Raw genomic sequence first — 20,634 nt, forward strand, 5'->3', positions numbered from 1 at the left:
CTCCTCCGTGAACCGGCCGACGCGCGCGAATCCGCGCCGGTCCTGTCCGTCCTTCCCCGTGGAGTCGAAAGTCCAGGGGACAGGACGGTGTCCGGGGCCAACTCGCTCACGCGCTTCAGCGGGCCCGTTCCAACCGCGCTGACCGCCACGGCGCTGGCGGCGACCGGCGTCGCGCGAGCGCAGGAGGCGAGGCGTGCGGTGACGGCTGGGGGCCTGGGCGTCATGGAGCCTCCGGTCGCCTTCGCGAGCACGGCGATTCCAGCGGCAGGCGGCCTGGAACATCCCCGCTTCGCCGGTGTGCCGCAGCTCGCGGACGTGGCGTCCGGCGCGACGGTGCTGGGCACGGGCTCGAGAGGGGACGGGCTTCGCGCGGTGCAGGGCGCGCTCATGGACATGGGGTTCGCGCTGTACGGCGGCGCGGATGGCCGCTACGGCCCGGACACGGCGCGCGCGCTCCGCAACTTCCAGGTGCACTCGGGCCTGCGCTCCAGTGGCGTGCTCGACGCCGTCACCCTGCGGGCCCTGGCGGCGCTCGCTCCGGCCCCGGGCTCACGGGGACAGTCGCGCGCCCTGCCCTCCCCGTTCTACGCGGGCCAGCCCGTGCGCGTGGTCATCGCGCTGCGCGAGCACCGCACCTTCCTCTTCGACCCGGAGGGAAAGCTCGTGGACATCTTCCCCAACGCCGTGGGCACCGCCGCCACGCCCACGCACCCGGGCCTCAAGGTCGTCCGGGCGAAGCTGGATCAGGTGGCCACGGAGGACGCGGGCGCACGGCTCTGGAACGACCGGCACGTGTTCGGCGCCCGGCTGCTGGACCTGTCCTGGGTGGATGGCCGCCGCAGCGGGGAGGAGCTGCATGGCACCAGCGCCCCCGCCCTGCTCGGGGGCGACGTGTCCCACGGCTGCATCCGTCACGCGAACGAGGACATCCTCGTGCTGCATGACGCGCTCGCCGTGGGCGACCGCATCGCGGTGGTGGAGACGCTCCAGGACCCGCACCTGGGCGTCCCCATCACCGTGGGCTGAAGGCCTACTGTTCTTCGAGCAGCATCTTCAGCTCGCGCACGCGCTTGCTGATGTAGTCCCGGTCCAGCTTGCGGAAGTTCTCCGGCAAGAGCGACCGGCTGGTGCACTCCTGCACCGCCACCAGGTTCTGCATCTCAATCTCCAGCGGGTAGCTGGGCGGCACGAAGTCCGCCAGCACCGCGGCCAGGTCGTCCTTCGTCACCTGGTCGCGTCCCTCCGCCAGCGCGCGGAACTTCGAGCGCACCATCACCGCCTCGATGTCCGCGCCGCTGAAGGCGCGCACGCCGCCGGGGATGAGCGCGGCGAAGGACTCCACGCCCTCCACCGACACGCCGGTCTTCTTGCTCATCGCCTGGAACAGCTCGTTCCGCTCCTCGTCCGACTGCGGATAGAAGAGCGCGAGGTGCTCCTCCGCGCGGCCCTGGCGCTTCAGGTCGATGGGCAGCAGGTCCGGGCGCGCCGTCAGCAGGAACCAGACAATCTTGCCGCGGTACTGCGTGTTGCCCATGAAGGACGCGATGGAGCCGAAGATGCGGCTGCTCGTGCCGGAGTCCCCGCCGGAGTCGCGGTTGCCGAGGAAGGTGTCCGCCTCGTCGACCATCACCGCCACCGGCCACAGGGCCTTCAGCAGGTTGAAGATCTTCTCCAGGTTGGATTCCGTCACGCCCTGCCACTGGCTGCGGAAGTTCAGGAACTTCACCACCGGGATGCCAATCTCCCCGGCGAAGCAGCTCACCATGAACGTCTTGCCCGTGCCCACCGGGCCGCTCACCAGGTAGCCCATGGGCATGACCTCGATGCGGCCCTTCTTCAGCGCGGACGCCGCCTGCCGCAGCATCTGCTTGGCGGGCGCGTGCCCGGCCACCGCGTCCAGCGTGTGCGCGGGCTCGATGAACTCCAGGAGGCCGTGGCACTCCGCCTGGATGAGCTCCTTCTTCTTCTCCTTGAGCAGCTCCGGAGTGATGCGCACCTCCCGCTCCAGCGCCTCCGTGAGCACGCGGTCCAGGTTGATGCGCGACAGGCCCGCCGTCATCTTCGCCAGGCCCGCGAGCGGCACCTCCGACACCGACTGGAGCTTCTTGCCCTCCAGCTTGGAGCGCACGTACTCCAGGCGCTCCTCCTCCGTGGGCAGCGGCAGTTCAATCGGCGCCACGTACGGGTTGCGGCTGATGCGCGGCGACACGTCCGACAGGTTCTCCGCCAGGAGCACCACCGACACGTCGCCCGCCAGGAACTGCGGGTCGTGCGCCCACTTGTCCAGCGTGGCCACCACGAAGCGGTCCTCCGCGGACAGGTGGCTCATCTCCCCGCCGGGCACCAGCGTCTCCGCGTAGTCGATGATGAGCGCCATGGAGCGGCCCTCGCTCAGGCGCATGCGCAGGAAGTTCTCCAGGATCTGCAGCGCCCGGCCCGGGTCGCGCGGCAGGACCTTGGCGTAGTCCGTGCCGTACATGGCGTCGTAGCCCGTCATGGCCCGCGCCAGGTCCTTCTGCGTCTCCGGCGTCGCGGAGCGGATGCCCGACGAGCGGTCGTAGAAGAGGACGTGGTCACGCCCGCCGAACAGCTCCTCGGACAGGAACGTCTTGAGCGTCCCGAAGCCGCGTCCACCGTCTTCCAGCTGCAGGGGCTGCAAATCCCGCACGGCCCCGTACAGCAGGAAGGTGCTGACCGTCTTCGTGTAGTACTTGCGCGCCAGCTGCTGCGCCCACCGGGGCAGATCCGCCAGCGGATCCGCCTTGTTCACCTTGCGCACCTTGGTCACGGACATCCCTCCGGCGTCGCTCCCCCCAGGGACATCCGGGGGGAGGACCCCCAGGCCTACCTTAAGCGTCAGGACCGCGGGGCCGCTAATCGCGGCAGCGCGCCTGCTTCTTCAGGGTTGCTTCCACCCTGACCGTGGAGCCCGCCGGGGTCGGCGACCCCACGGAGACGTTTGCGTCCGCGTGGCACTTCGCCTTCAGCGTCAGCTCGCGCGTGCCCCACGGCACCCGGACGTTCGTCGGGGTGACGACGCCCAGGTCCTTGCTGCCCAGGAAGACGGCCGCGCCCTCGGGTGAGGACTCGACCCGGACGTCCACGGGCGAGCGCTCCAGCGTCGCCGCCACGTCCAGGCCGTTGTTGTTCACGGCCAGCTTCTTGATGAACGTCACGTAGCCCGGGGCGGACACCTCCACCAGCGGGGTGTCCGCGCTGAGGGAGAAGTCGCGCAGCACCGGCTCCCGGACGCCCTGCTTGCGGGCCACCTGGCCGTCGATCTTCACCTCGGCGTCTTCCGGCTGGGTCTTGAAGACCACGACCACCGAGCGCGACTGCTGCTTGAGCTGCACCGGCACCTGCGTGGCGTTGGCGCCCTCGGCCACCATGACGGACTTGTTGAAGGCGTCGTAGCCGTCCGCGGTCACCACCACCAGCACGTTGCCCACCGGCAGCTGCTTCAGGATGAAGCCGTTGGCGGGGAACTTCTCCGGCGGCCCCGCGTTGATGGACACCATCGCGCGGTCCTTCGCGTCCGGCGTCTTGAGCTCCACCATCACGTAGCCCTGCGCGGCCTTGCTCGGAGAGAAGACCAGGGCCACGCCCACCAGCATGAACAGCGACGCCAGGCCCACGGCGCCGTAGATCAGGCGCTTGTCCAGGCCCTTGAGGCCCGGGCCCCGGGCACCGCCCTCCTCGGGCGCGTTCTTCGCGCGGGCTTCCTTCGCGGACGGCTCCCGGCCCGGGGGCGGACGCGGCGCGTTCCCGCCGTTCAGCACGGGGGGCGCGGGCGGACGCGGCGGGGGCGGCATCGGTTCCGGCGGAGAGTCCGGCCGGACGATGCGCGGCAGCTGGCTGTCGTTGCCCCGGTTGGGCGTGCCGCGGGGCGCGGGCGCGTCGTTGGCCATCAACGTGGGCACGTTGGTCAGCGACGGGCGCGGCGGCGCGGCGCCCAGCACCGGAGCGTTGGCCCGCGGGGGGGCCGAGGGAATCTGGGGCAGCGACGAGGGCGGCGGGATGACGGCGGTGCGGCCCGACACGTCCTCCCCGTCGTCCGAGGGCACGGCCGGGGACTCCAGCGGCGTGACGGCGCGGCCGATGGCGGCGCCCGGCTGGGTGGTGGGCTCCGGCGCGTCGTTGAAGACGGCGTCGCGGTCCACCATCTGCGTCGCCAGCTCCTCGTCCTCCTTGGGCGAGGGCGCGGCGGGCGCGGCGGTCAGCTTGGGTAGCGCGGCGAGCGTGGGCGAGCGGCGCGCACCCTGCCCCGCCGCGTTGTTGGCGCCGGAGTTGGAGGCGCGCGGCGGCGGCGCGGACACGGGCTCCACGGGGGGCGCGGAGGGCGCCACCGCCGGGATGTTGGTCATGCTCTGCGTGGGCACCGGGGACGGGCCGCTGAAGCCCGCCTCGATGGCCGCCAGCATGCCGTCCGGCGCGCGGATGTCCGCGTACTCGGCCAGGCGCTGCTTCTCGCGCTCCACCTCTTCGGCGAACGTGGACTTCATGTACTGCATGAGGTCCTTGCGGCCGAAGATGGAGTCGCTCGTCAGCAGGAAGCGCTGCAGGTCGTCGCCCAGCTCGCTGGCGTACTGGTAGCGCTCCTCCACGTCCTTCGCGAGCGACTTGAGGACGATGCGCTCCAGCGCCTCCGGGATGCGCCGGTTGTACGTGGACGGCGACGGCACCTCCGCCTTGCGCACCTTCTCCAGCACGGAGAAGTCGCTGTCGCCCACGAAGAGGCGCTCGCCGGTGAGCATCTCGTAGAGGCACACGCCAATGGCGAACACGTCCGAGCGGCGGTCCAACGGCAGGCCGCGGATCTGCTCCGGGCTCATGTAGCCGAACTTGCCCTTGAGGATGCCGGCCTGCGTCTTGGTCGCCTTGCCCGCCGCCTTCGCGATGCCGAAGTCGATGACCTTGACCTCGCCCTCGAAGGACACGAGCACGTTCTGCGGCGAGATGTCGCGGTGGACAATGTTGAGCTCGCGCCCCATCCCGTCCTTCTTGCGGTGGGCGTAGTCCAGGCCCTCGCACATCTTCGCCACGCAGAAGGCGACGAGCGGCACCGGCGCCGGCTCACCCTTCTTCCGGCAGCGGTCGAAGATGGCCCGCATGTCCTTGCCGGGGATGTACTCCATCGAAATGAAGTAGCTGCTGGCGATCTGCCCCAGCTCGTAGATCTGCGCGATGTTGGCGTGGGTCAGCTGGACGCTGATCTTCGCCTCATCGATGAACATCGAGATGAATTCTTCATCCTCGGCGATGTTCGGCAGGATGCGCTTGATGGCGACGAGCCGCTCGAAGCCACTGGCGCCGAACTGTTTGCCGCGCCAGACCTCCGCCATGCCGCCGATGTTGACGCGGTCCAGGAGGAGATACTTCCCGAACGGGATGGGTTGCCGCTTCGGTTGAGAGGTCGTCACTGTGTGTGGGGGTCGAGTCCTTGCAGGGAGCCTATCGATCGCGGCTCCGAAGGGTCAACCGCGCACGCGGACCTATTTCCGCCCGCTTGCTCTCCAGGCAACCCGGATTCAGGGTGAAGCGGAGGTCTCGGCGCCCCCATCCAGCACCGTGGGGATCTCCAGGTCGATGCCCGGCATGACGTCGTTCTCCTCTGGGACCTGGGCGCGCACGATGCCGGAGCGCGGCTCGCCCCGCAGGGAGAGCACGGCCGGCGCACCAAAGCGCACCTCGGCGGGCAGCCCGACCAGCGTCACCCACGCCTGCTTGCCGTCCCTGGCGACACAGTACAGCAGCGTGCCGGGCCGCGTGCCGGGCGCGTCACGGACCGGGCCCTCGCAGCCACTTCGCACCTGCAGTGTGTAGGCCGACACCGGCGCGCCACGCTCCAGGTAGGGCGGCGTGCCCAGCGCGTCCACGAGGGGCTGGAGCACCTGCGCCCGCGAGGGCACGGCCTCCACCGTGGCCAGCTTCTGCGCCTCCGCCTGGAAGCGCTGCAGCGCCACGGCGGCCAGCTCCGGCGAGTCCAGCGGTGTCTTCCCCTCCGCCAGCACCAGGTCCAGGAAGAGCGCGGTCACGAGCAGGATGGGCAGCAGCCGGTAGCCCTTGAAGCCCTCGGGCTTCTTGCGCAGCAGCCCCGCGAGGAAGACGGCCAGCCCCACCCCGGAGAGCCCCAGCACAATGCTGGTGCGCACGACGGAGGGCGGCGTCAGGAGCGCGGAGACCTCCGCGGTCCGGGCGCGCAGGGCATCCGAGAGGTCGCCCCCGTAGATCCACCCGAGCGCCCCCAGGCACACGACGTTGGCCAGGAGCGTCTTGTGCGAAGGGCCGCTCATCCCGCCAGCGTCCTGGCCGGATCCGTGGCGGCGGCGCGGCGGCTGGGGAAGTAGGCCCCGGCGAGCGCGGCCACGAGCCCCAACAGCACGCCGCCCAGCACCACCGCCACCGGGAAGGAGAAGAAGCTCTCCGGCTTGAAGGGGAAGTTGGGCAGGTAGCCCTTCGCGAGCCGATCCACGACGAAGGCCAAGAGCAGCGCCGCCGCGGTGCCCGCCGCGCCGCCCAGCACGCCCACCACGCCGGCCTCCGCCAGCACGATGGCGCGCACGTCCGCGCGCGACGCGCCCACCGCCTGCATCACGCCAATCTCCTTGGCCCGCGCACGCACGGACGAGGACATGGCGTGGGCGATGTTCACCGCCGCCAGCACGCAGATGAGGATGGAGAGCAGCGCCAGCGCGGAGGTGGTGAGCGCCACCGCCGCGCCCGCGTTCTCCGCCAGCCGGCGCTCCTGATCATCGATTTCGAAGCCCATCCCCTTCACCGCCTCCACCAGCTCCGGGACGCGAGAGGGGTCCGCCGCCACCAGCGTGACGCCGGAGTAGCTGTCCGCGTCCGCGCCGGATGCGCGGTTGATGCGCACCGCGGTATCCAGCGGGATGGTGATGCCCGCGAGCATGGCCCGGTCGGACGCGCCCACCACCTGCGCCTGCTGCGTGGTGGTGGGCCCGCCGGACGTGGCCGCCACGTAGGAGCGGTTGAACTCCACCGGGAAGCCGAAGCCGATGAGCATCTCCGCGGACAGCTGCGGCAGCTTGCGCGCGGGCGCGAACGTCTTGTTGTACAGCTCCAGGAGGCGCGTGGAGATGAGCGCGGGGATGGCCTTGCCCTCTCCGGGGTCCTTGAAGTCCTTCGCCTCCGGCAGCCCCACGTCCTTCTGCACGAGGCCGGGGTCCACGCCCACCGCGAGCACCTCCATGCCCATGCGCAGGCGCGAGCCGAAGAAGACGCCGTCGTAGCGCGTCACCGCCGGCACGCGGACGTTCATCTTCCGGTACGTCGTCTCCACGCCGGGCAGCGCGGCCAGCCGCTCCACCGCGGCCGCGTCCAGCTTGCCGCCGCCCAGGAGGCCCAGCGACACCGCCGGGGGCACCACGTCCACCAGCCGCGAGTCCGTGGGGAAGATGCGCTCGCGGATGACGCGTCCGACGCCCAGCCCCAGGCCCACGAAGAACACCAGCGCGCCCACGCCCATGGCCACGCCGAAGGCGGAGAAGAACGCGCCCTTGCGCTCGCGCGCGAGGGACAACCGCACCAGTCGCGACAGTGCGTCGAACCTCACGGGGCACCTCGCGAGGCCAGCGCTTGCGGCGCGGGGGGTTCCTCCACCAGCCGCGCGTCCTTGAGCCGGAGCACCCGCCGCGCCACCGCGCTCATGCGCTCCTCGTGGGTGACGGTCAGCACCGTGAGCCCTTCCTTGTGCAGCTCCTGGAAGAGCTGGATGACGCCCGCGCCCGTGGCCGCGTCCAGGTTGCCCGTGGGCTCGTCACACAGGAGCAGCTTCGGACCTCCGAAGAGGGCTCGGGCGATGGCCACGCGCTGGCGCTCGCCGCCGGACAGCCGCACCGGCGCGCGGTCCTGCTTGGCGCCCAGGCCCACGCGCTCCAGGAGCTGGCTCGCGCGCTTGCGCCCGTCCGCCGTGGCCGGACCGAAGTGCGACGGCAGGAGCACGTTCTCCAGCGCGGACAGGTTGGGGATGAGGTGGAAGGACTGGAAGACGAAGCCCACGTGCGTGTTGCGGAAGCGCGCCAGCTCCTTGTCGCGCAGGCCGGTGAGCTTCACGCCCCCCACCTCCACCTGCCCCTGGTAGTGCACGTCCAGGCCGCCCAGGAGGTGCAGGAGCGTGGACTTGCCGCTGCCGGACGCGCCCACCACCGCGACGAAGTCCCCGGCCTCCACGTCCAGCGACACGCCGTCGAGCACGCGCACGCGCGAGCCCTCGCCGTCCTCGTACTCCTTCACGACGTCGCGAGCGCGGATCAAGGCGTGGCCGGGGTGGTGGTCGTGGTGGCGGCGGGCGTCAGCCGCAGGGAGACCTCCGCCTGCAGCGCCTTGTCCTTGCGCGACAGGGCCAGGGTCACCGCGCGCAGGTCGTCCGTGGCGTCCAGCCAGCGCACCGTGGTGGCCTTGATGGCGAAGCCGCCAATGCCCCACGCGGCGGACGGCAGCGCCTTGACGGCATCCGACAGCCGGCGCAGGTCCAGCAGCACCACCAGCGCGGCGTCCTTGCCCACCGCCTTCAGGTCCTCCGACACGGGGCCCGCTCCGGCCGGCTGCGCGAGCGAGGCCAGGGTCGACTCCAGGCGCGCCCGGGGCCCCGCGAGCACCAGCTTGCCGTCCTTCGACAGCGCGAAGTGCGCGCCCTCGCCCGCGCGGTACGACGTGAGGTAGGCCTTCTGGCCGCCCAGGTCCGTGGGCTCCACCTTCGCGCCGAAGCCGCCCGCGAAGCCGGGCACCTTGTCCAGCGTGGCCTGCCCCTTCGCCACGTCCTTCACCTCCGCGAGCGCCACCAGGTTGATGAAGCGGAAGGGGTTGGTGCGCCGCAGGTCCAGGTCCGGCATGCCCGAGGACAGGTTGACGGTGGGCGACAGCGACAGCGCGAACACCATGCCCGGCTTGAGGTTGTCCAGCACCTCCGTCTTCACGTTGAAGCCCGCGTTCTGCACCGCGCGCGTCACCTGCGTGCCGGCCAGGTACGGCCACACGCCGTCGAGCTGCGCGGGGTCCCCCCGGAAGCGCGCCACGAGGAAGCTGTCCGGCGGCAGCCAGCCGGTGAGCGCCTCACCGCCCTTGGGCTCCAGCGCGGCGAGCGACGCCTGCGTGTCCGGCCACGGCGCGTCCGCGCGCAGCGTCACCGCGCGCTCTTCAATCTGGCCCGTGAAGGTGATGCCCTGCACGGTGCCCGTGGGCAGGAGGCCCATGCCCCCCGGCAGCCACACGTGGAAGTCGCGCTCGCCCGAGAGCCGCTTGAGCGACGCCTCCAGCACCGGCTCCTTCGCGAGGGACTGCTCCTCCGGCAGCGCCGCCAGCTCCGTCAGCCGCGCCACCGACGCGCCCGCGGACAGGAGCACCAGGTCGTGCTTGAGGAAGAGCATGCCCAGCAGGGGCGCGGTGGAGCCCGGCCGGTTGAAGGTGACGAGCCGCCCGGCGTCCACCTTCGTGTCCTGCTCCTCCGTCGCGCCCAGGCGCGTGCGGGCGAAGGTGGCGAAGGTCGTCTTCAGCTTGTCCGCGTCCTTCACGCCGATGACGGACACCGCCTGCGTGCCGCCGAGGAAGGCCGCGCCCGCGCCGCGCTTCGGGTCGATGCCCGCGTCCTCCAGCGCCTTCCGGCTGCGCAGGTCCACGCCCACCTGCCGCATCACCGCGGACACGTAGCGTTCCGCGGAGGGGAAGTTCTGCAGCTGCGCGACGAACGAGGCCACCTTGAGGTTCTGGAAGCGCGCGAGCTTCTCGCCCAGCGTGCCCAGGTCGTCGATGACGACGGCCGCCTGCGCGGTGCGCGGCAGGTAGCGCGACACGCCCCGGGGCGAGTCCGCGGGCCCTGCCGCCTCCTTCCCGCAGCGCGAGCAGCCGGCGAAGACAATCAACACCAAGAGCAACGGGACGAACCCAACGCGGCGGAGCATGGGCGTCAGGACAGGATGCCTTCGCCGGAGAGTCAATCTATTCGTGCGCCGTCCCAGGCCCCTGCCAGGCTCGCAAGGTGCCACGGTGAACAGGTGCCCGCCGGAGGGTCCCGCACCACTCGGCGGGCGGCCCGCCATCCGGCCCCGTGCCCGCCCTACCGCACGCGGGTGCCGCCATGCGGAAGGGGCGCGGACGTCTCCTCGGTGAAGTCGAGGAAGCGCTCCATCTGGCGCACCGTCTCGTCCGTGGCCTCCGTCTCCGCGGAGAGCACGTCCAGCTGCCGGTTGACGCTCTCCGGGTCGCGGATGGCGATGGACTGCTCGTGCGTCAGCCGCATCAGGTCCTCGATGCCGGCCAGCTGGTGGCTCACCACCTCGCGGCTCTCGCCCGCCTGCTCGAAGCGCATCAGGCGCTTGCGCAGGATCTCCACGCGCTTGCCCTTCACGTCCTTGAGGCGCGGGTTGGGTTCCTCGGCGACTTCCGCCTCCAGCGCCGTGACCTCGGAGGTCAGGTGCTCGCGGTCGGAGCCGCTCAGGTACGTGCGGTACTGGTTGAGCGCGGAGATGAGGCGCAGGAAGGACGTGAGCAGCGCGTCCAGCTTGGGCTCGCTGTCCGCCGCCAGCACGCGCCCGCCGGGCAGCTTGCGGTAGTTGGCGAGGATCTTCTCCTTCAGCCCCACCAGCTGCTGGTAGTGGTCACGCTGCGACGGCGCCAGGTCCGCGAGCAGCGCGTCCACCGCGGCGCTCGCGGCCTCCGGGTTGTCCGGCTGCTTCGAGCGCACGGCGCGCTGGAAGCGCTTCATGGACGACAGCACGGCCAGGTAGACGCCCTCCACGCCCAGCGCCACCATCATGGGCAGGGGCTCCTGCGTCACGGCGCTGGACATGGCCGCCGTCGTCAGCCCCACCAGGTTGGCCGGCAGGAGGAACGCGGCCTTGATGTAGTTCGGTGTCTTCGCCACGTCCGACTCCCCTTCCCTCTCAGGCCCTTACGGCCCCCGCGCTTCGGAGACGTACTTCAGCGCGCCCAGGTCCCGCGTGTCCTCCGCGGGTGGGGGCGCCGTCCCACGCTTGAGCTTCTGGAAGAGCGCCGCGGCGCTCTGGAAGAGCTCGTCATAGGTAACCGGCGCCTCGCCGGAAAGTCCGAAGAAGGCCCGATTGTCCGCCAGCGTGGCGGGCGGCGCGCTGCGGATGGCCTCCGTGGGGTCGCCCAGGTAGGGGGCCACCTCGCCCAGCAGCCGCGCCCCGGCCGCCGGGTCCTTGAGCACGCCCTGCCCCGCGTCCAGCAGGCCCCGGAGCACCCGCCGCACCGCGTCCGGGTAGCGCGCCGCGAAGTCGCCCCGGGCCACCAGCACCGTGGCCAGGAGGTGCGGCGCGTCCGCCGTGGTGGCCAGCACCTTGCCGCCCCGGTCCCGCGCCGCCAGCTCCACGTCGCCCCACAGCCCCACCACCACGTCCGCCCGGCCCTCCCGCAGGGCCCGGCCCGCGTCCAGCGTGGAGGGCAGGTCCACCCACCGCACGTCGGAGGTGCGCAGCCCCGCGCGCGCCAGCACCCACAGCGCGAAGTAGTGCGAGGAGCCGCCCGGATACACGCCCACCCGCTTGCCTCGCAGGCTGGCCAGGTCCGGCACGCCCACCGCCGCCATGGCCTCCTGGCCCCGGCTGCGCCCCACCAGCAGCACCGTGCGCGGCGCCGCGTCCCGCAGGGTGGGCGCCCACGACGCGAGCCGGTCCACCGACAGGGCCGCCATGTCCACGCCGCCGTTCTCCGCGCCCACGGACAGGGCCTGCTTCAGCTCCTCCTCGCGAGCGAAGAGCACCGCGCGGGCGTCCAGCGCGTAGGCCGTCTTGAGCAGCCCCTGCGCGGCGCCCGGGGGCGTGGCGGGGTTGTCCAGCGTGGTGGCGCCGCCGGTGGAGACGAGCAGCGCGGCAGCCGAGCCGCGCGGGGTGAAGCCGATGAGCACGGGCCGCAAGGGCACCGACGCCACGTCCGCCACCGGGGCCGCGACGCCCGCCGGGAAGTCGCCCGGGGACAGCCGCACCGCCTCACGGGTGGAGGGGAAGAAACGCGCCTGCAGGCGGTCGAGGTAACCCGCCCGCGAGGCGAATACGTACCCCGCGCCCAGGACACAGAGCGCGAGGAAGAGAAAGAGGCCGGGTCCGCGGTGCAGCTTCATCCGTGTGCGCCGGCCCCTTTCATGGGGGGAGACCTACTTGATCTCCACCTTCTTGCCGATGGTCTTTTCCGGACCGGCGCCCACGTCCGACACCGGCGCGGGGCTGTCCAGCAGGCCCATCTCCATCTTGAACTGCTTCACCAGCTCGTCGCCCTGGATCTTCTCCGCCTCTTCCTCGATGGCCGCGGCCTGGTGGTCCACCGACTCCAGCGCCATCTGCATGCGCGCCTCGTTGATGGCCGTCTTCTCCTGGACCTTGCGGAGCATCTCGTCGTGCGTGGAGTCCACGCCCGCGACGGTGAAGGACTCCATGGTGTCGGCGACCTTCGCCTGCCACTTGGCGCGCCGCGCGTCCCGGACGGCGTTCATCGCCTCCTGCGTCTTGCGGTCCTTCTCGCGCATGAACGCCTTCTTGACGTTCAGGGCCTTCTCATAGGCCTGCTTCGCGATGTCCAGCTGCGCCTGGTTGCGCGCGAGGGCTTCCTTCTCCCCCTGCAGCTTGGTCGCGTAGGTGCCGGCCAGGTCGTCCCGGCCCGCCTGGATGGCGGCCTTGACCTTGGCGGTCAGCTCCCGCACGTCCTGCTGGTACTTCATGTTCTCCTTCTCGAGCAGCGTCACATTCGCCCGGACCATGGCGATGGACTCGTTCATCTTGGGGACCTGATCGTTCAGGTCACGGATGTTCTGCTCGAGAATCAGCTCCGGATCCTCGATGGAGGAGACGAAGAAGCCCGCGAAGCTCCGCATCGCTCTCTTGAATCGCTGCCACATGTCGGCTCTCACCTCCGCCTGTGCGTAATCCCAGCCACCTTACACGAACTCCGACGCCCACAAGCATCCGGCCGCAAGGCGCGTGTCACCGTGACTACGCCTGCCCCGGTCGGATGATTGCCCCCGGAAACCCGCCGCCCGCCAGCCCGGCCGGGTCCAGGGCCTCCAGACAGCCCCCATCCGCCACTCCCCGTCCTTAGGGGTCCACCCGGGGTCGCGAAAGACGATGCGGCCATGAACTTGCCGGGCGGGGAGGAAGCGGGGAAAACGAGAGTGTCGCATGGACCCGACTCCTCCCGTCGCCTTCGAGAATGAGCTTGCGCGGGTGGTGGCCGCCCAGCGGCGGCGCGTTCTGGGCGCCGGAGCGGCGGTGCGGCTGGTGGGCACGGCCGTGTTCTTCGCCGTCAGCCTGGGGCTGTGGCTGACGGGTGCCCGGGACTGGGCGCACTACCCGCCGCTCCTGCTCTGCTACGGCGGCGTGGTGGCGCTGCTGTTCGCGCTGCGCTTCAAGCCGGTGACGAAGCAGCTGGGGGTCGTGCAGTCGCTGGTGGACGTGGGGCTGGTGTTCGGTCTCCAGCAGCTGGCCCTGCCCGTGTCGCCCTTCCCGGCGGGCGTGGCGGGCTTCAGCCTGGGGCTCTTCGCGCTGGTGGTGGCGCTCTCCGGCCTGGAGCTGATGCCCTGGCTCGTCTACGGCACGGCGGGCCTGGCGTCGCTGACCCAGGCCGTCCTCATGCACCAGGCGGGCGTGGGCCCGGGCGCCATGGCCGTGGCCTCGGTGACGCTGGTGCTGGTGGCGGCGGTGAGCCACTACGGCACCGGGCGGCTGCGGCAATTGGCCATGGACCTGTCGCACGCGGAGGTGGCCCGGCAGCTGGAGGCCCGCCGCACCACCGAGGTGGAGGACGCCCACCGCACCATCGAGCGCATGCTGTCCGAAGCCCACGCGCGCAACGCCCAGCTGGAGGCGCTCCAGGCCCACCAGGAGCAGCTGATGCAGTTCCTGGTGCACGACCTGCGCTCGCCCCTGTCCGCCGTGACGCTGTCGCTGTCGTGGATGGAGCAGGAGCTGCCCGTCGGGACGCCGCTGGTGGAGTCCGTGCGCACGGGCCTGGCCGTCACCGCGCGCCTGGACCGGATGATCTCCGACCTGCTGGACGTGCCCCGGCTGGAGCAGGGCCGGCTGTCCCCTCGCAAGCAGCCCTTCCCGGTGGCGCCGCTGTTCGACGAGGTGCGCCGCTCGCTGGATGGCGCGGCCCGGCTGCGCAAAATCAAATTGGAGCTGGCGTGCCCGCCGGGCTTCCAGCTGGTGGGCGACGCGGGCCTGCTCATCCGCGTGGTGGAGAACCTGGCCACCAACGCGCTCCGCTACGCGCCGTCCGGCGGCCGGGTGCGCCTGGAGGCGGGCGAGACCGAAGGGCAGCAGTGGCTGGCGGTGCGCAACGACGGCATCGCCATCCCGCCGGAGGCGCGCGAGTCCCTCTTCGACAAGTACGTGCAGGGCAGCCGCGAGAAGGAGGGCCGCCGGGGCTACGGCCTGGGGCTGTACTTCTCCCGGCTGGCGGCGGAAGCCCACGGCGGGCGGCTGGCGGTGGAGGACGCGGAGGGCTGGGCCACGTCCTTCGTGCTGCGCCTGCCCCGCGCGCAAGGCGCCTCGCGGCCGGCCCCGGACGCGACAGCCCACCCGCAGCGCCGCTAGGAGGCCTGCAGCTTCGCGCGGGCGAAGAGCTTCGTGGCCTGCGTGCGGGCGTTGGCCAGCACCGCGTTCGCGTCCAGCGTCGTCAACTCGCCCTCGCGCAGCACCAGCTTGCCGTCGATGAGCACGTGCGACACGTCCGTGGAGCGCGCCGAGTACACCAGCGGTCCCGTCACGTCCTCCGGCAGCGGGCAGAAGTGGAAGCCGCGCGTGTCCACCACCGTGAGGTCCGCGCGCTTGCCCACTTCCACGGAGCCCACCTCGTCCTCCAGGCCCAGGGCGCGCGCGCCGTGCAGCGTGGCCATCTCCAGGACGTGCATGGGCGTCATCGCCACCGGGCCCACGCGCGGGTTGTGCAGCACGGACGCGAGCCGCATCTCGTGGAACAGGTCCAGCGTGTTGTTGCACGGGGCGCCGTCCGCCCCCAGCGCCACGGGGATGCCGTCCTTCAGCAGCTCCGGGATGCGCGCGTAGCCCGACGCGAGCTTCAGGTTGGAGCCCGGGCAGTGGCACACCACCGTGCCGGACTCGCGCAACAGCTGCTGCTCCGTGCCCTCCACCCAGACGCAGTGGGCCAGCGTGACGTGGCGGCCGGTGAGCCCCAGGCCGTGGAAGAAGGCGATGTTGTCCTTCCCCGTCACCTGGCGGACCACGTCCGTCTCCGTGCGGTTCTCGCTGGCGTGCGAGTGGATCCGCACGCCCTTCTCCCGCGACAGCCGGCCCACCTCCCGCAGCAGCTCCGGCGTGCAGGACAGGGCGAAGCGCGGCGCGAACGCGTAGCGCAGGCGGTTGTCGTGGGTGCCGTGCCAGCGCTCCATCAGCGCCAGGCTCTCCGACAGCGAGTCCGCCGTCGTCTCGCGCAGGCCGGCGGGCACCTCCGCGCCGGAGTCCATCATCGCCTTGCCACCGACCAGCCGGTAGCCGCAGTCGCGCGCGGACTCGAAGACGGCGTCGTAGTGGTGCACGGTGCCCATGTCGAGCGCCGCCGTGGAGCCGGAGCGGATGAGCTCCGCGAAGGTGAGGTCCGCGCTGGCGCGCAGGGACGCCGCGTCGTGCGCCGCCTCCATGGGCCAGATGCGCTCACGCAGCCAGTCCAGCAGCTCCCGCTTGTCCGCGTGGCCTCGGAACAGCGTCTGGCAGGCGTGCAGGTGGCCGTGGATGAGGCCGGGCATCACCACCTGCCCGGCGAGGTCCAGGACGCGGCGGGCGCCCTTCACCTTCAGGCCCCGGCCCACCTTCGCGATGCGCCCGTCCTGCACGAGCACGTCCGCGCGCGGCAGCACCTCGCGCTCGCGGTTCATGGTGACGACGGTGGCGCCAGTGAGAAGCAAGTCCACTTGAGAGAGGTCCTAGAGGAAGGAACGGGTGAAGGCGTGCGGCAGCAGCTCGCTGAGCGGGTAGCGCGCCTCCTGCCCGTTCAGGGTGCGGCTTCGCACCGGAAGGTCCGGCCCGGCGAACTCGGCCATCACCTGGCGGCACATGCCGCACGGGGGACAGGGCTCCGGGGTGTCCACGACGACGGCCACGGCCACGGGCTTCTCACGGCCCTGGGCCACGCCCGCGACGAACGCGTTGCGCTCCGCGCAGACGGTGAGGCCGTAGGTGGCGTTCTCCACGTTGCAGCCGGCCACGATGGAGCCGTCCGCGTACAGCACGGCGGCCCCCACGGGGAACTTCGAGTACGGCACGTGCGCGCGCTGGCGCACCCGCAGGGCCTCCTCGAACAGCCGCTCCCAGGGAATCTCCTCCGCCATGCCGCCCTCCTTCACGTCGGGCGCCGTCCACCGGCGCCCGTCCATCCGATAACGCCCTAGCGGGCGCCCCGGGGTTCGTCCTTGCTCTGGTCGTCCAGGTGCCGGGCGATGGCGAGCTCCAGCTCCACCGGCAGCTCCAGGAAGCGTACGCGCACCACCGGCCCCGACATACCGGCCTTGGGGGGCAGGACCTCGCCGCGCACCTGAACCTCTTCCTGGGACGGGGGCAGCGCGAAGCGCACCTCCACGGCCTGGCCCGGTTCCAGCGCCTCTCCCACCCAGCCCACGCCGCCCAGGGACAGGTCCCCCGCACGGTCCAGGAAACCCTCCGCCCCCTCCCGCCGGACCTTCAGGCGCATGGGGACGCGGGGCGAGTCGCGCCGGTCCTCTCCCGCCCTGGGGTCCTGGTTCTCGTTCTGCTCGGACATCGCCGTCATCTCCCTGCCGCTGCCGCTCTCGTATCCGACCCGGGTCGCGCTCCACCACCGCCCCTGGGTCCAGGCTGGCGGCATCATACGCGGGCCCGTCGAATCCGCTGCCCCTGAAAATGCATCCCCGGGTGGCCTCAGCCCCCCGTGGCGCAGAACTGCTCGTAATCGATGAGCTCCACCTTCGCCCCCGGAGCGCACACCGGGCACTCCGGGTCACGGCGCAGCTTGAGCTCCTGGAAGCGCGTGCCCAGCGCGTCGAAGGTGACGAGCCGCCCCACCAGCGTCTCCCCCACCCCGAGCAGGAGCTTCAGGGCCTCCGTGGCCTGGAGCATCCCGATGAGCCCGGGCAGCACGCCCAGCACGCCGGCCTCCGCGCACGACGGCGCCAGCTCCGGCGGGGGCGGCGCGGGGTAGAGGCAGCGGTAGCAGGGCCCCTGGTGGGGGACGAAGGTCGTCACCTGGCCCTCGAAGCGGAACACGGAGCCGTGGACGTTGGGCAGGCCCATCCGCAGGCACGCGTCGTTGAGCAGGTAGCGCGTGGGGAAGTTGTCCCCGCCGTCCAGCACGACGTCGAAGTCCGCGAGGATGTGCTCCACGTTGGCGCTGGTGAGCCGCTCCTGGAAGGGCACCACCTTCACGTCCGGGTTGAGCGCCTCGATGGCCGCCTTCGCGCTCTGGACCTTGGGCTGCCCCCGGCGCTCCAGGGTGTGCAGCACCTGGCGCTGGAGGTTGCTCAGGTCCACCACGTCCGCGTCCACCACGCCCAGCGTGCCCACGCCCGCCGCGGCCAGGTACAGCGCCGCCGGAGAGCCCAGCCCGCCCGCGCCCAGCAGCAGCACCTTCGACTTCAGCAGCTTCGCCTGCCCCTCCTCCCCCACCTCCGGGAGGATGAGGTGGCGGCGGTAGCGCTCCTTCTGCTCGGCGGAGAGGACGACGGGCTTCTCCACCGGGTAGGCCGCGTCGCTCCAGCGGTTGTAGCCGCCCGCGAGCGACGACACGCGCGTGTAGCCCATGTCCCGCAGCGTGCGGGCCGCGAGCGCGGACCGGGTGCCGCCCGCGCAGTAGAGGACCAGCTCCTCGTCGCGGTCCGCCTTCTCCTCGATGCGCAGCTCCAGGTAGCCCCGGGGGATGTGCACCGCGCCGGGGAGCCGGCCCCCGGCGTACTCGTCGGACTCGCGTACGTCCACGAGCTTCACCTTCGTGCCCGTCACCAGCAACTGGCGCACGTGCTCGTGGGAGACCTCGCGGATCTCCTTCTTCACCTCGGACAGCAGCTCGCGGAACGTGGGCGCCATGGTGATTGCCTGACTACTCCAGCCGCTCCAGCACAAGCGGGCGGGCCGCGGGCGCCCGGTCGCCAAACTGGTAGGCCGCGAGCAGCCGCGCCTTCACGTCCTCCACCGGCTTCGCGTCGTTGTAGTGCACCTGCACCACGGGCTCGCCCTGCTTCACCGCGTCGCCCACCTTCTTGAGCAGCGTGAAGCCCACGGCCGGGTCGATCTTGCTGTCCACGCGCTGCCGCCCCGCGCCCAGCGCCACCGCCGCCAGCCCCACGCCCTCCGTGTGGATGCCGGTGACGAAGCCGTCGCGCGGCGCCACCACGTCCGCCGTGGCCTTCGCGGTGGGCAGCAGCGAATAGTCGTCGATGGAGCGAGGGTCGCCGCCCTGCGACTGGACGATCTCCTTGAGCTTCTTGATGGCGCTGCCGTCCTCCACGGAGCGGCGCAGCAGCCCGCGCGCCTCCTCCACGGTGGCGGCCTTCTTGCCCAGCACCAGCATCTCCGCCGTGAGGGCGTAGGTGATTTCGGTGTAGTCGTCGGGCGCCTCACCGCGGAGCATGTCCACGGCCTCGCGGACCTCCAGGGCGTTGCCCACCTGGCGGCCCAGGGGCTGATCCATGTCCGTGAGCAGGGCCACGACCTTGCGGTTCATCTCCGCGCCCAGGCCAATCATGGTGCGGGCCAGCACGCGCGCGTCGTCCGCCGTCTTCATGAAGGCGCCGCTGCCCACCTTCACGTCGAGCACCAGCGCGTCGATGCCCTCCGCCAGCTTCTTGCTCATGATGGACGACGCGATGAGCGGGATGCAGTCCACCGTCGCCGTCACGTCACGCAGCGCGTAGAGCTTCTTGTCCGCGGGGGCCACCTGGGCCGTCTGTCCGATGAGGCAGCAGCCCACCTCACGCACCAGCCGGCGGTAGTCCGCGGTGGACAGGTTCACGTTGAAGCCGGGGATGGACTCCAGCTTGTCCAGGGTGCCGCCGGTGTGGCCCAGGCCGCGGCCGGAAATCATGGGCACGGGCACGCCGCAGGCCGCCGCGAGGGGCGCGAGGCTCAGGGACACCTTGTCGCCCACGCCGCCGGTGGAGTGCTTGTCCACCTTGATGGCCGGCGTGTCGGAGAGGTCCAGGACCTCCCCCGAGTGGAGCATGGCGCGGGCCCACGCCCCCAGCTCCCGCGAGTCCAGCCCCTTGAAGAAGATGGCCATGCACATGGCGGCCATCTGGTAGTCGGCCACGGTGCCGGCGGTGTACGCCTGGATGAACGCCTGGATGTCCGACGGGTCCAGCCTGCCGCCGTCGCGCTTGGCCTTGATGAGCTCGTAGGGTTGCACGGGGCAAGGCCATAGCAGAAGGAAAGCCCTGGCCGCATCTGGTAGATAGCCAGCCCCATGATGCTCCGTCGACTCCACGTGTTTGCCCTGGCCGCGCTCCTGTGCGCCTGTTCCAAGAAGTCCGAGGACGCCCCCAAGGCGCCCTCGCAGGCCTCCACCGCCACGAAGCCCCCCGAGGGAAAGCCCGTGGTCGTGGGGCTCGTCATCGACGTGGGAGGCCGGGGTGATCACTCGTTCAACGACGCGGCCCTGCGCGGCCTGGAGCTGTGGGCCGCCGGCAAGAAGTACGAGGGCGGCAGGTACGTGGACGCGCCCGCTGGCGAAGTGCGTCAGTCCATCTCCTCCGACCTCGCGGCGCTCGCACCGGAAGTGAAGCCGCTGCCGGTGCAGCCGCTGGTGCTCCAGAGCAAGGCGCAGGAGGACTACGCCCCCAACCTCCAGCTGCTCGTGGAGCAGGGCGCGAAGCTGACCATCGGCAATGGGTACCTGCTGGCCAACGCGGTGCGCGACGTGGCCACGGAGAACCCGGAAGCGAAGTTCCTGCTCATCGACAGCCAGCTGCTGGACGCGCAGGGCAAGCCCAAGTCGCTGCCCAACGTGCGCACGGTGCTCTTCAAGGAGCAGGAGGGCAGCTTCCTCGTGGGCGCGCTGGCGGGGCTGGTCACGAAGACGAACAAGGTGGGCTTCGTGGGCGGCATCGAAGTCCCCCTCATCAAGCGCTTCGACGTGGGCTACCGCGCGGGCGTGCGCACCACGAACCCGAAGGCGGCGGACGCGCTGATGGCCGTGTACACGGGCAGCTTCAACAGCGTGTCCGCGGGCAAGGAAGTGGCGCAGGACCTCATCGCCAAGGGCGCGGACGTCATCTTCCACGCGGCGGGCACGGACGGCCTGGGCGTCATCCAGGCGGTGAAGGAGGCGCGGGCGGCGGGCAAGACGGTGTTCGCCATCGGCGTGGACTCGGATCAGTCCCACCTGGCGCCGGACGCCATCCTCACGTCCATGGTGAAGCACAGCGACCTGGCCGTGTACCAGGCGGCGAAGGACCTGGTGGACGGCAAGCTGACGGCGGGTGAGCAGGTGCTGGGCCTCAAGGAGAACGGCGTGGGCATGGCGGACGTGCGCGTGGAGTTCCCGGGCAAGGCGGAGGCGCTCCAGAAGGTGGAGTCGCTGCGGCAGCAGATCCTCGCCGGGAAGCTCTCCGTGCCGGGCACGCAGGCGGAGCTGTCCTCCTTCCAGGTCGCGCAGCCCTGATCTCCCTCCAGCACATCGCGA

17 protein-coding genes are annotated in these 20,634 nt (G+C 71.4%); 3 read left to right on the plus strand and 14 right to left on the minus strand.

The features are described 5' to 3' along the window. The first annotated feature begins 222 nt into the window (after positions 1 to 222). Entirely contained in the window at positions 223 to 1,026 is an 804-nt protein-coding gene (locus NR792_RS17535) for a L,D-transpeptidase family protein (RefSeq protein ID WP_375761640.1), read from the plus strand. A 4-nt stretch (positions 1,027 to 1,030) separates the two neighbouring features. On the opposite strand, the gene NR792_RS17540 is transcribed toward NR792_RS17535, so the two are convergent. The 9 genes from NR792_RS17540 to NR792_RS17580 all read right to left on the minus strand — a co-directional run bounded on the left by NR792_RS17540 (position 1,031) and on the right by NR792_RS17580 (position 12,868). Then, positions 1,031 to 2,788, minus strand: coding sequence for an ATP-binding protein (locus NR792_RS17540; RefSeq protein WP_375761641.1), 1,758 nt, complete (start codon positions 2,786 to 2,788; stop codon positions 1,031 to 1,033). A gap of 85 nt (positions 2,789 to 2,873) precedes the next feature. After that, entirely contained in the window at positions 2,874 to 5,420 is a 2,547-nt protein-coding gene (locus NR792_RS17545; protein WP_375761168.1) for a protein kinase, read from the minus strand. A 108-nt stretch (positions 5,421 to 5,528) separates the two neighbouring features. Then, positions 5,529 to 6,293 carry a hypothetical protein gene (locus NR792_RS17550; protein WP_375761169.1) on the minus strand — a complete coding sequence of 255 codons (765 nt, stop codon included), beginning with the start codon at positions 6,291 to 6,293 and terminating at the stop codon, positions 5,529 to 5,531. Beyond that, a complete protein-coding gene (locus tag NR792_RS17555) occupies positions 6,290 to 7,576 on the minus strand; it encodes an ABC transporter permease (RefSeq protein WP_375761170.1) in 1,287 nt (428 codons plus the stop codon). The genes NR792_RS17550 and NR792_RS17555 overlap by 4 nt, the downstream gene beginning before the upstream one ends. Further along, positions 7,573 to 8,277 carry an ABC transporter ATP-binding protein gene (locus NR792_RS17560; protein WP_375761171.1) on the minus strand — a complete coding sequence of 235 codons (705 nt, stop codon included), beginning with the start codon at positions 8,275 to 8,277 and terminating at the stop codon, positions 7,573 to 7,575. Before NR792_RS17560 ends, NR792_RS17555 begins: the two co-directional genes overlap by 4 nt. Next, positions 8,274 to 9,920 (minus strand): hypothetical protein, encoded by a 1,647-nt coding sequence (locus NR792_RS17565; protein ID WP_375761172.1) that lies wholly within the window; start codon positions 9,918 to 9,920, stop codon positions 8,274 to 8,276. The genes NR792_RS17560 and NR792_RS17565 overlap by 4 nt, the downstream gene beginning before the upstream one ends. 155 nt (positions 9,921 to 10,075) lie before the next feature. After that, positions 10,076 to 10,882 carry a hypothetical protein gene (locus NR792_RS17570; protein ID WP_375761173.1) on the minus strand — a complete coding sequence of 269 codons (807 nt, stop codon included), beginning with the start codon at positions 10,880 to 10,882 and terminating at the stop codon, positions 10,076 to 10,078. 27 nt (positions 10,883 to 10,909) lie between these two features. Further along, on the minus strand, positions 10,910 to 12,097 hold the full coding sequence (locus NR792_RS17575) for an ABC transporter substrate-binding protein (RefSeq protein ID WP_375761174.1): 1,188 nt from the start codon (positions 12,095 to 12,097) through the stop codon (positions 10,910 to 10,912). Between the two features lie 33 nt (positions 12,098 to 12,130). Further along, positions 12,131 to 12,868 carry a PspA/IM30 family protein gene (locus NR792_RS17580; protein ID WP_207048188.1) on the minus strand — a complete coding sequence of 246 codons (738 nt, stop codon included), beginning with the start codon at positions 12,866 to 12,868 and terminating at the stop codon, positions 12,131 to 12,133. 280 nt (positions 12,869 to 13,148) lie between these two features. On the opposite strand from NR792_RS17580, the gene NR792_RS17585 reads away from it, so the two are divergent. Then, positions 13,149 to 14,564, plus strand: coding sequence for a sensor histidine kinase (locus NR792_RS17585; protein ID WP_375761175.1), 1,416 nt, complete (start codon positions 13,149 to 13,151; stop codon positions 14,562 to 14,564). Here the strand turns inward: NR792_RS17585 and NR792_RS17590 are convergent. From NR792_RS17590 to NR792_RS17610, 5 genes are all read right to left on the minus strand, one after another. Then, a complete protein-coding gene (locus NR792_RS17590) occupies positions 14,561 to 15,898 on the minus strand; it encodes a 5'-deoxyadenosine deaminase (protein ID WP_375761176.1) in 1,338 nt (445 codons plus the stop codon). The genes NR792_RS17585 and NR792_RS17590 overlap by 4 nt on opposite strands. A gap of 12 nt (positions 15,899 to 15,910) precedes the next feature. Further along, positions 15,911 to 16,315: a cytidine deaminase gene (locus NR792_RS17595; protein WP_120528060.1), complete on the minus strand. Its 405-nt coding sequence runs from the start codon at positions 16,313 to 16,315 to the stop codon at positions 15,911 to 15,913. 56 nt (positions 16,316 to 16,371) lie between these two features. After that, positions 16,372 to 16,743: a PilZ domain-containing protein gene (locus NR792_RS17600; RefSeq protein WP_375761177.1), complete on the minus strand. Its 372-nt coding sequence runs from the start codon at positions 16,741 to 16,743 to the stop codon at positions 16,372 to 16,374. A gap of 137 nt (positions 16,744 to 16,880) precedes the next feature. After that, complete coding sequence (gene moeB / locus NR792_RS17605; RefSeq protein WP_375761178.1) at positions 16,881 to 18,041, minus strand: molybdopterin-synthase adenylyltransferase MoeB; 1,161 nt, start codon at positions 18,039 to 18,041, stop codon at positions 16,881 to 16,883. A 13-nt stretch (positions 18,042 to 18,054) separates the two neighbouring features. Continuing rightward, positions 18,055 to 19,359, minus strand: a complete 1,305-nt coding sequence (locus tag NR792_RS17610) for a thymidine phosphorylase (protein ID WP_375761179.1) — start codon at positions 19,357 to 19,359, stop codon at positions 18,055 to 18,057. 60 nt (positions 19,360 to 19,419) lie between these two features. Here NR792_RS17610 and NR792_RS17615 point away from each other — a divergent pair, with 60 nt between their 5' ends. Then, complete coding sequence (locus NR792_RS17615; protein ID WP_375761642.1) at positions 19,420 to 20,613, plus strand: BMP family protein; 1,194 nt, start codon at positions 19,420 to 19,422, stop codon at positions 20,611 to 20,613. The last annotated feature ends 21 nt before the right edge of the window (positions 20,614 to 20,634 follow it).

It is taken from the genome of Corallococcus exercitus, from assembly GCF_042231735.1.
Classification (GTDB): domain Bacteria; phylum Myxococcota; class Myxococcia; order Myxococcales; family Myxococcaceae; genus Corallococcus; species Corallococcus exercitus_B.

What these genes read in the sequence shown, in the direction of transcription:
- NR792_RS17615 (WP_375761642.1), top strand. Translation starts at nt 19,420, where the DNA reads ATGCTCCGTCGACTCCACGTGTTTGCCCTGGCCGCGCTCCTGTGCGCC.
- NR792_RS17550 (WP_375761169.1), bottom strand. Translation starts at nt 6,293, where the DNA reads ATGAGCGGCCCTTCGCACAAGACGCTCCTGGCCAACGTCGTGTGCCTG.
- moeB (WP_375761178.1), bottom strand. Translation starts at nt 18,041, where the DNA reads ATGGCGCCCACGTTCCGCGAGCTGCTGTCCGAGGTGAAGAAGGAGATC.
- NR792_RS17535 (WP_375761640.1), top strand. Translation starts at nt 223, where the DNA reads ATGGAGCCTCCGGTCGCCTTCGCGAGCACGGCGATTCCAGCGGCAGGC.
- NR792_RS17580 (WP_207048188.1), bottom strand. Translation starts at nt 12,868, where the DNA reads ATGTGGCAGCGATTCAAGAGAGCGATGCGGAGCTTCGCGGGCTTCTTC.
- NR792_RS17575 (WP_375761174.1), bottom strand. Translation starts at nt 12,097, where the DNA reads ATGAAGCTGCACCGCGGACCCGGCCTCTTTCTCTTCCTCGCGCTCTGT.
- NR792_RS17565 (WP_375761172.1), bottom strand. Translation starts at nt 9,920, where the DNA reads ATGCTCCGCCGCGTTGGGTTCGTCCCGTTGCTCTTGGTGTTGATTGTC.
- NR792_RS17600 (WP_375761177.1), bottom strand. Translation starts at nt 16,743, where the DNA reads ATGTCCGAGCAGAACGAGAACCAGGACCCCAGGGCGGGAGAGGACCGG.
- NR792_RS17585 (WP_375761175.1), top strand. Translation starts at nt 13,149, where the DNA reads ATGGACCCGACTCCTCCCGTCGCCTTCGAGAATGAGCTTGCGCGGGTG.
- NR792_RS17595 (WP_120528060.1), bottom strand. Translation starts at nt 16,315, where the DNA reads ATGGCGGAGGAGATTCCCTGGGAGCGGCTGTTCGAGGAGGCCCTGCGG.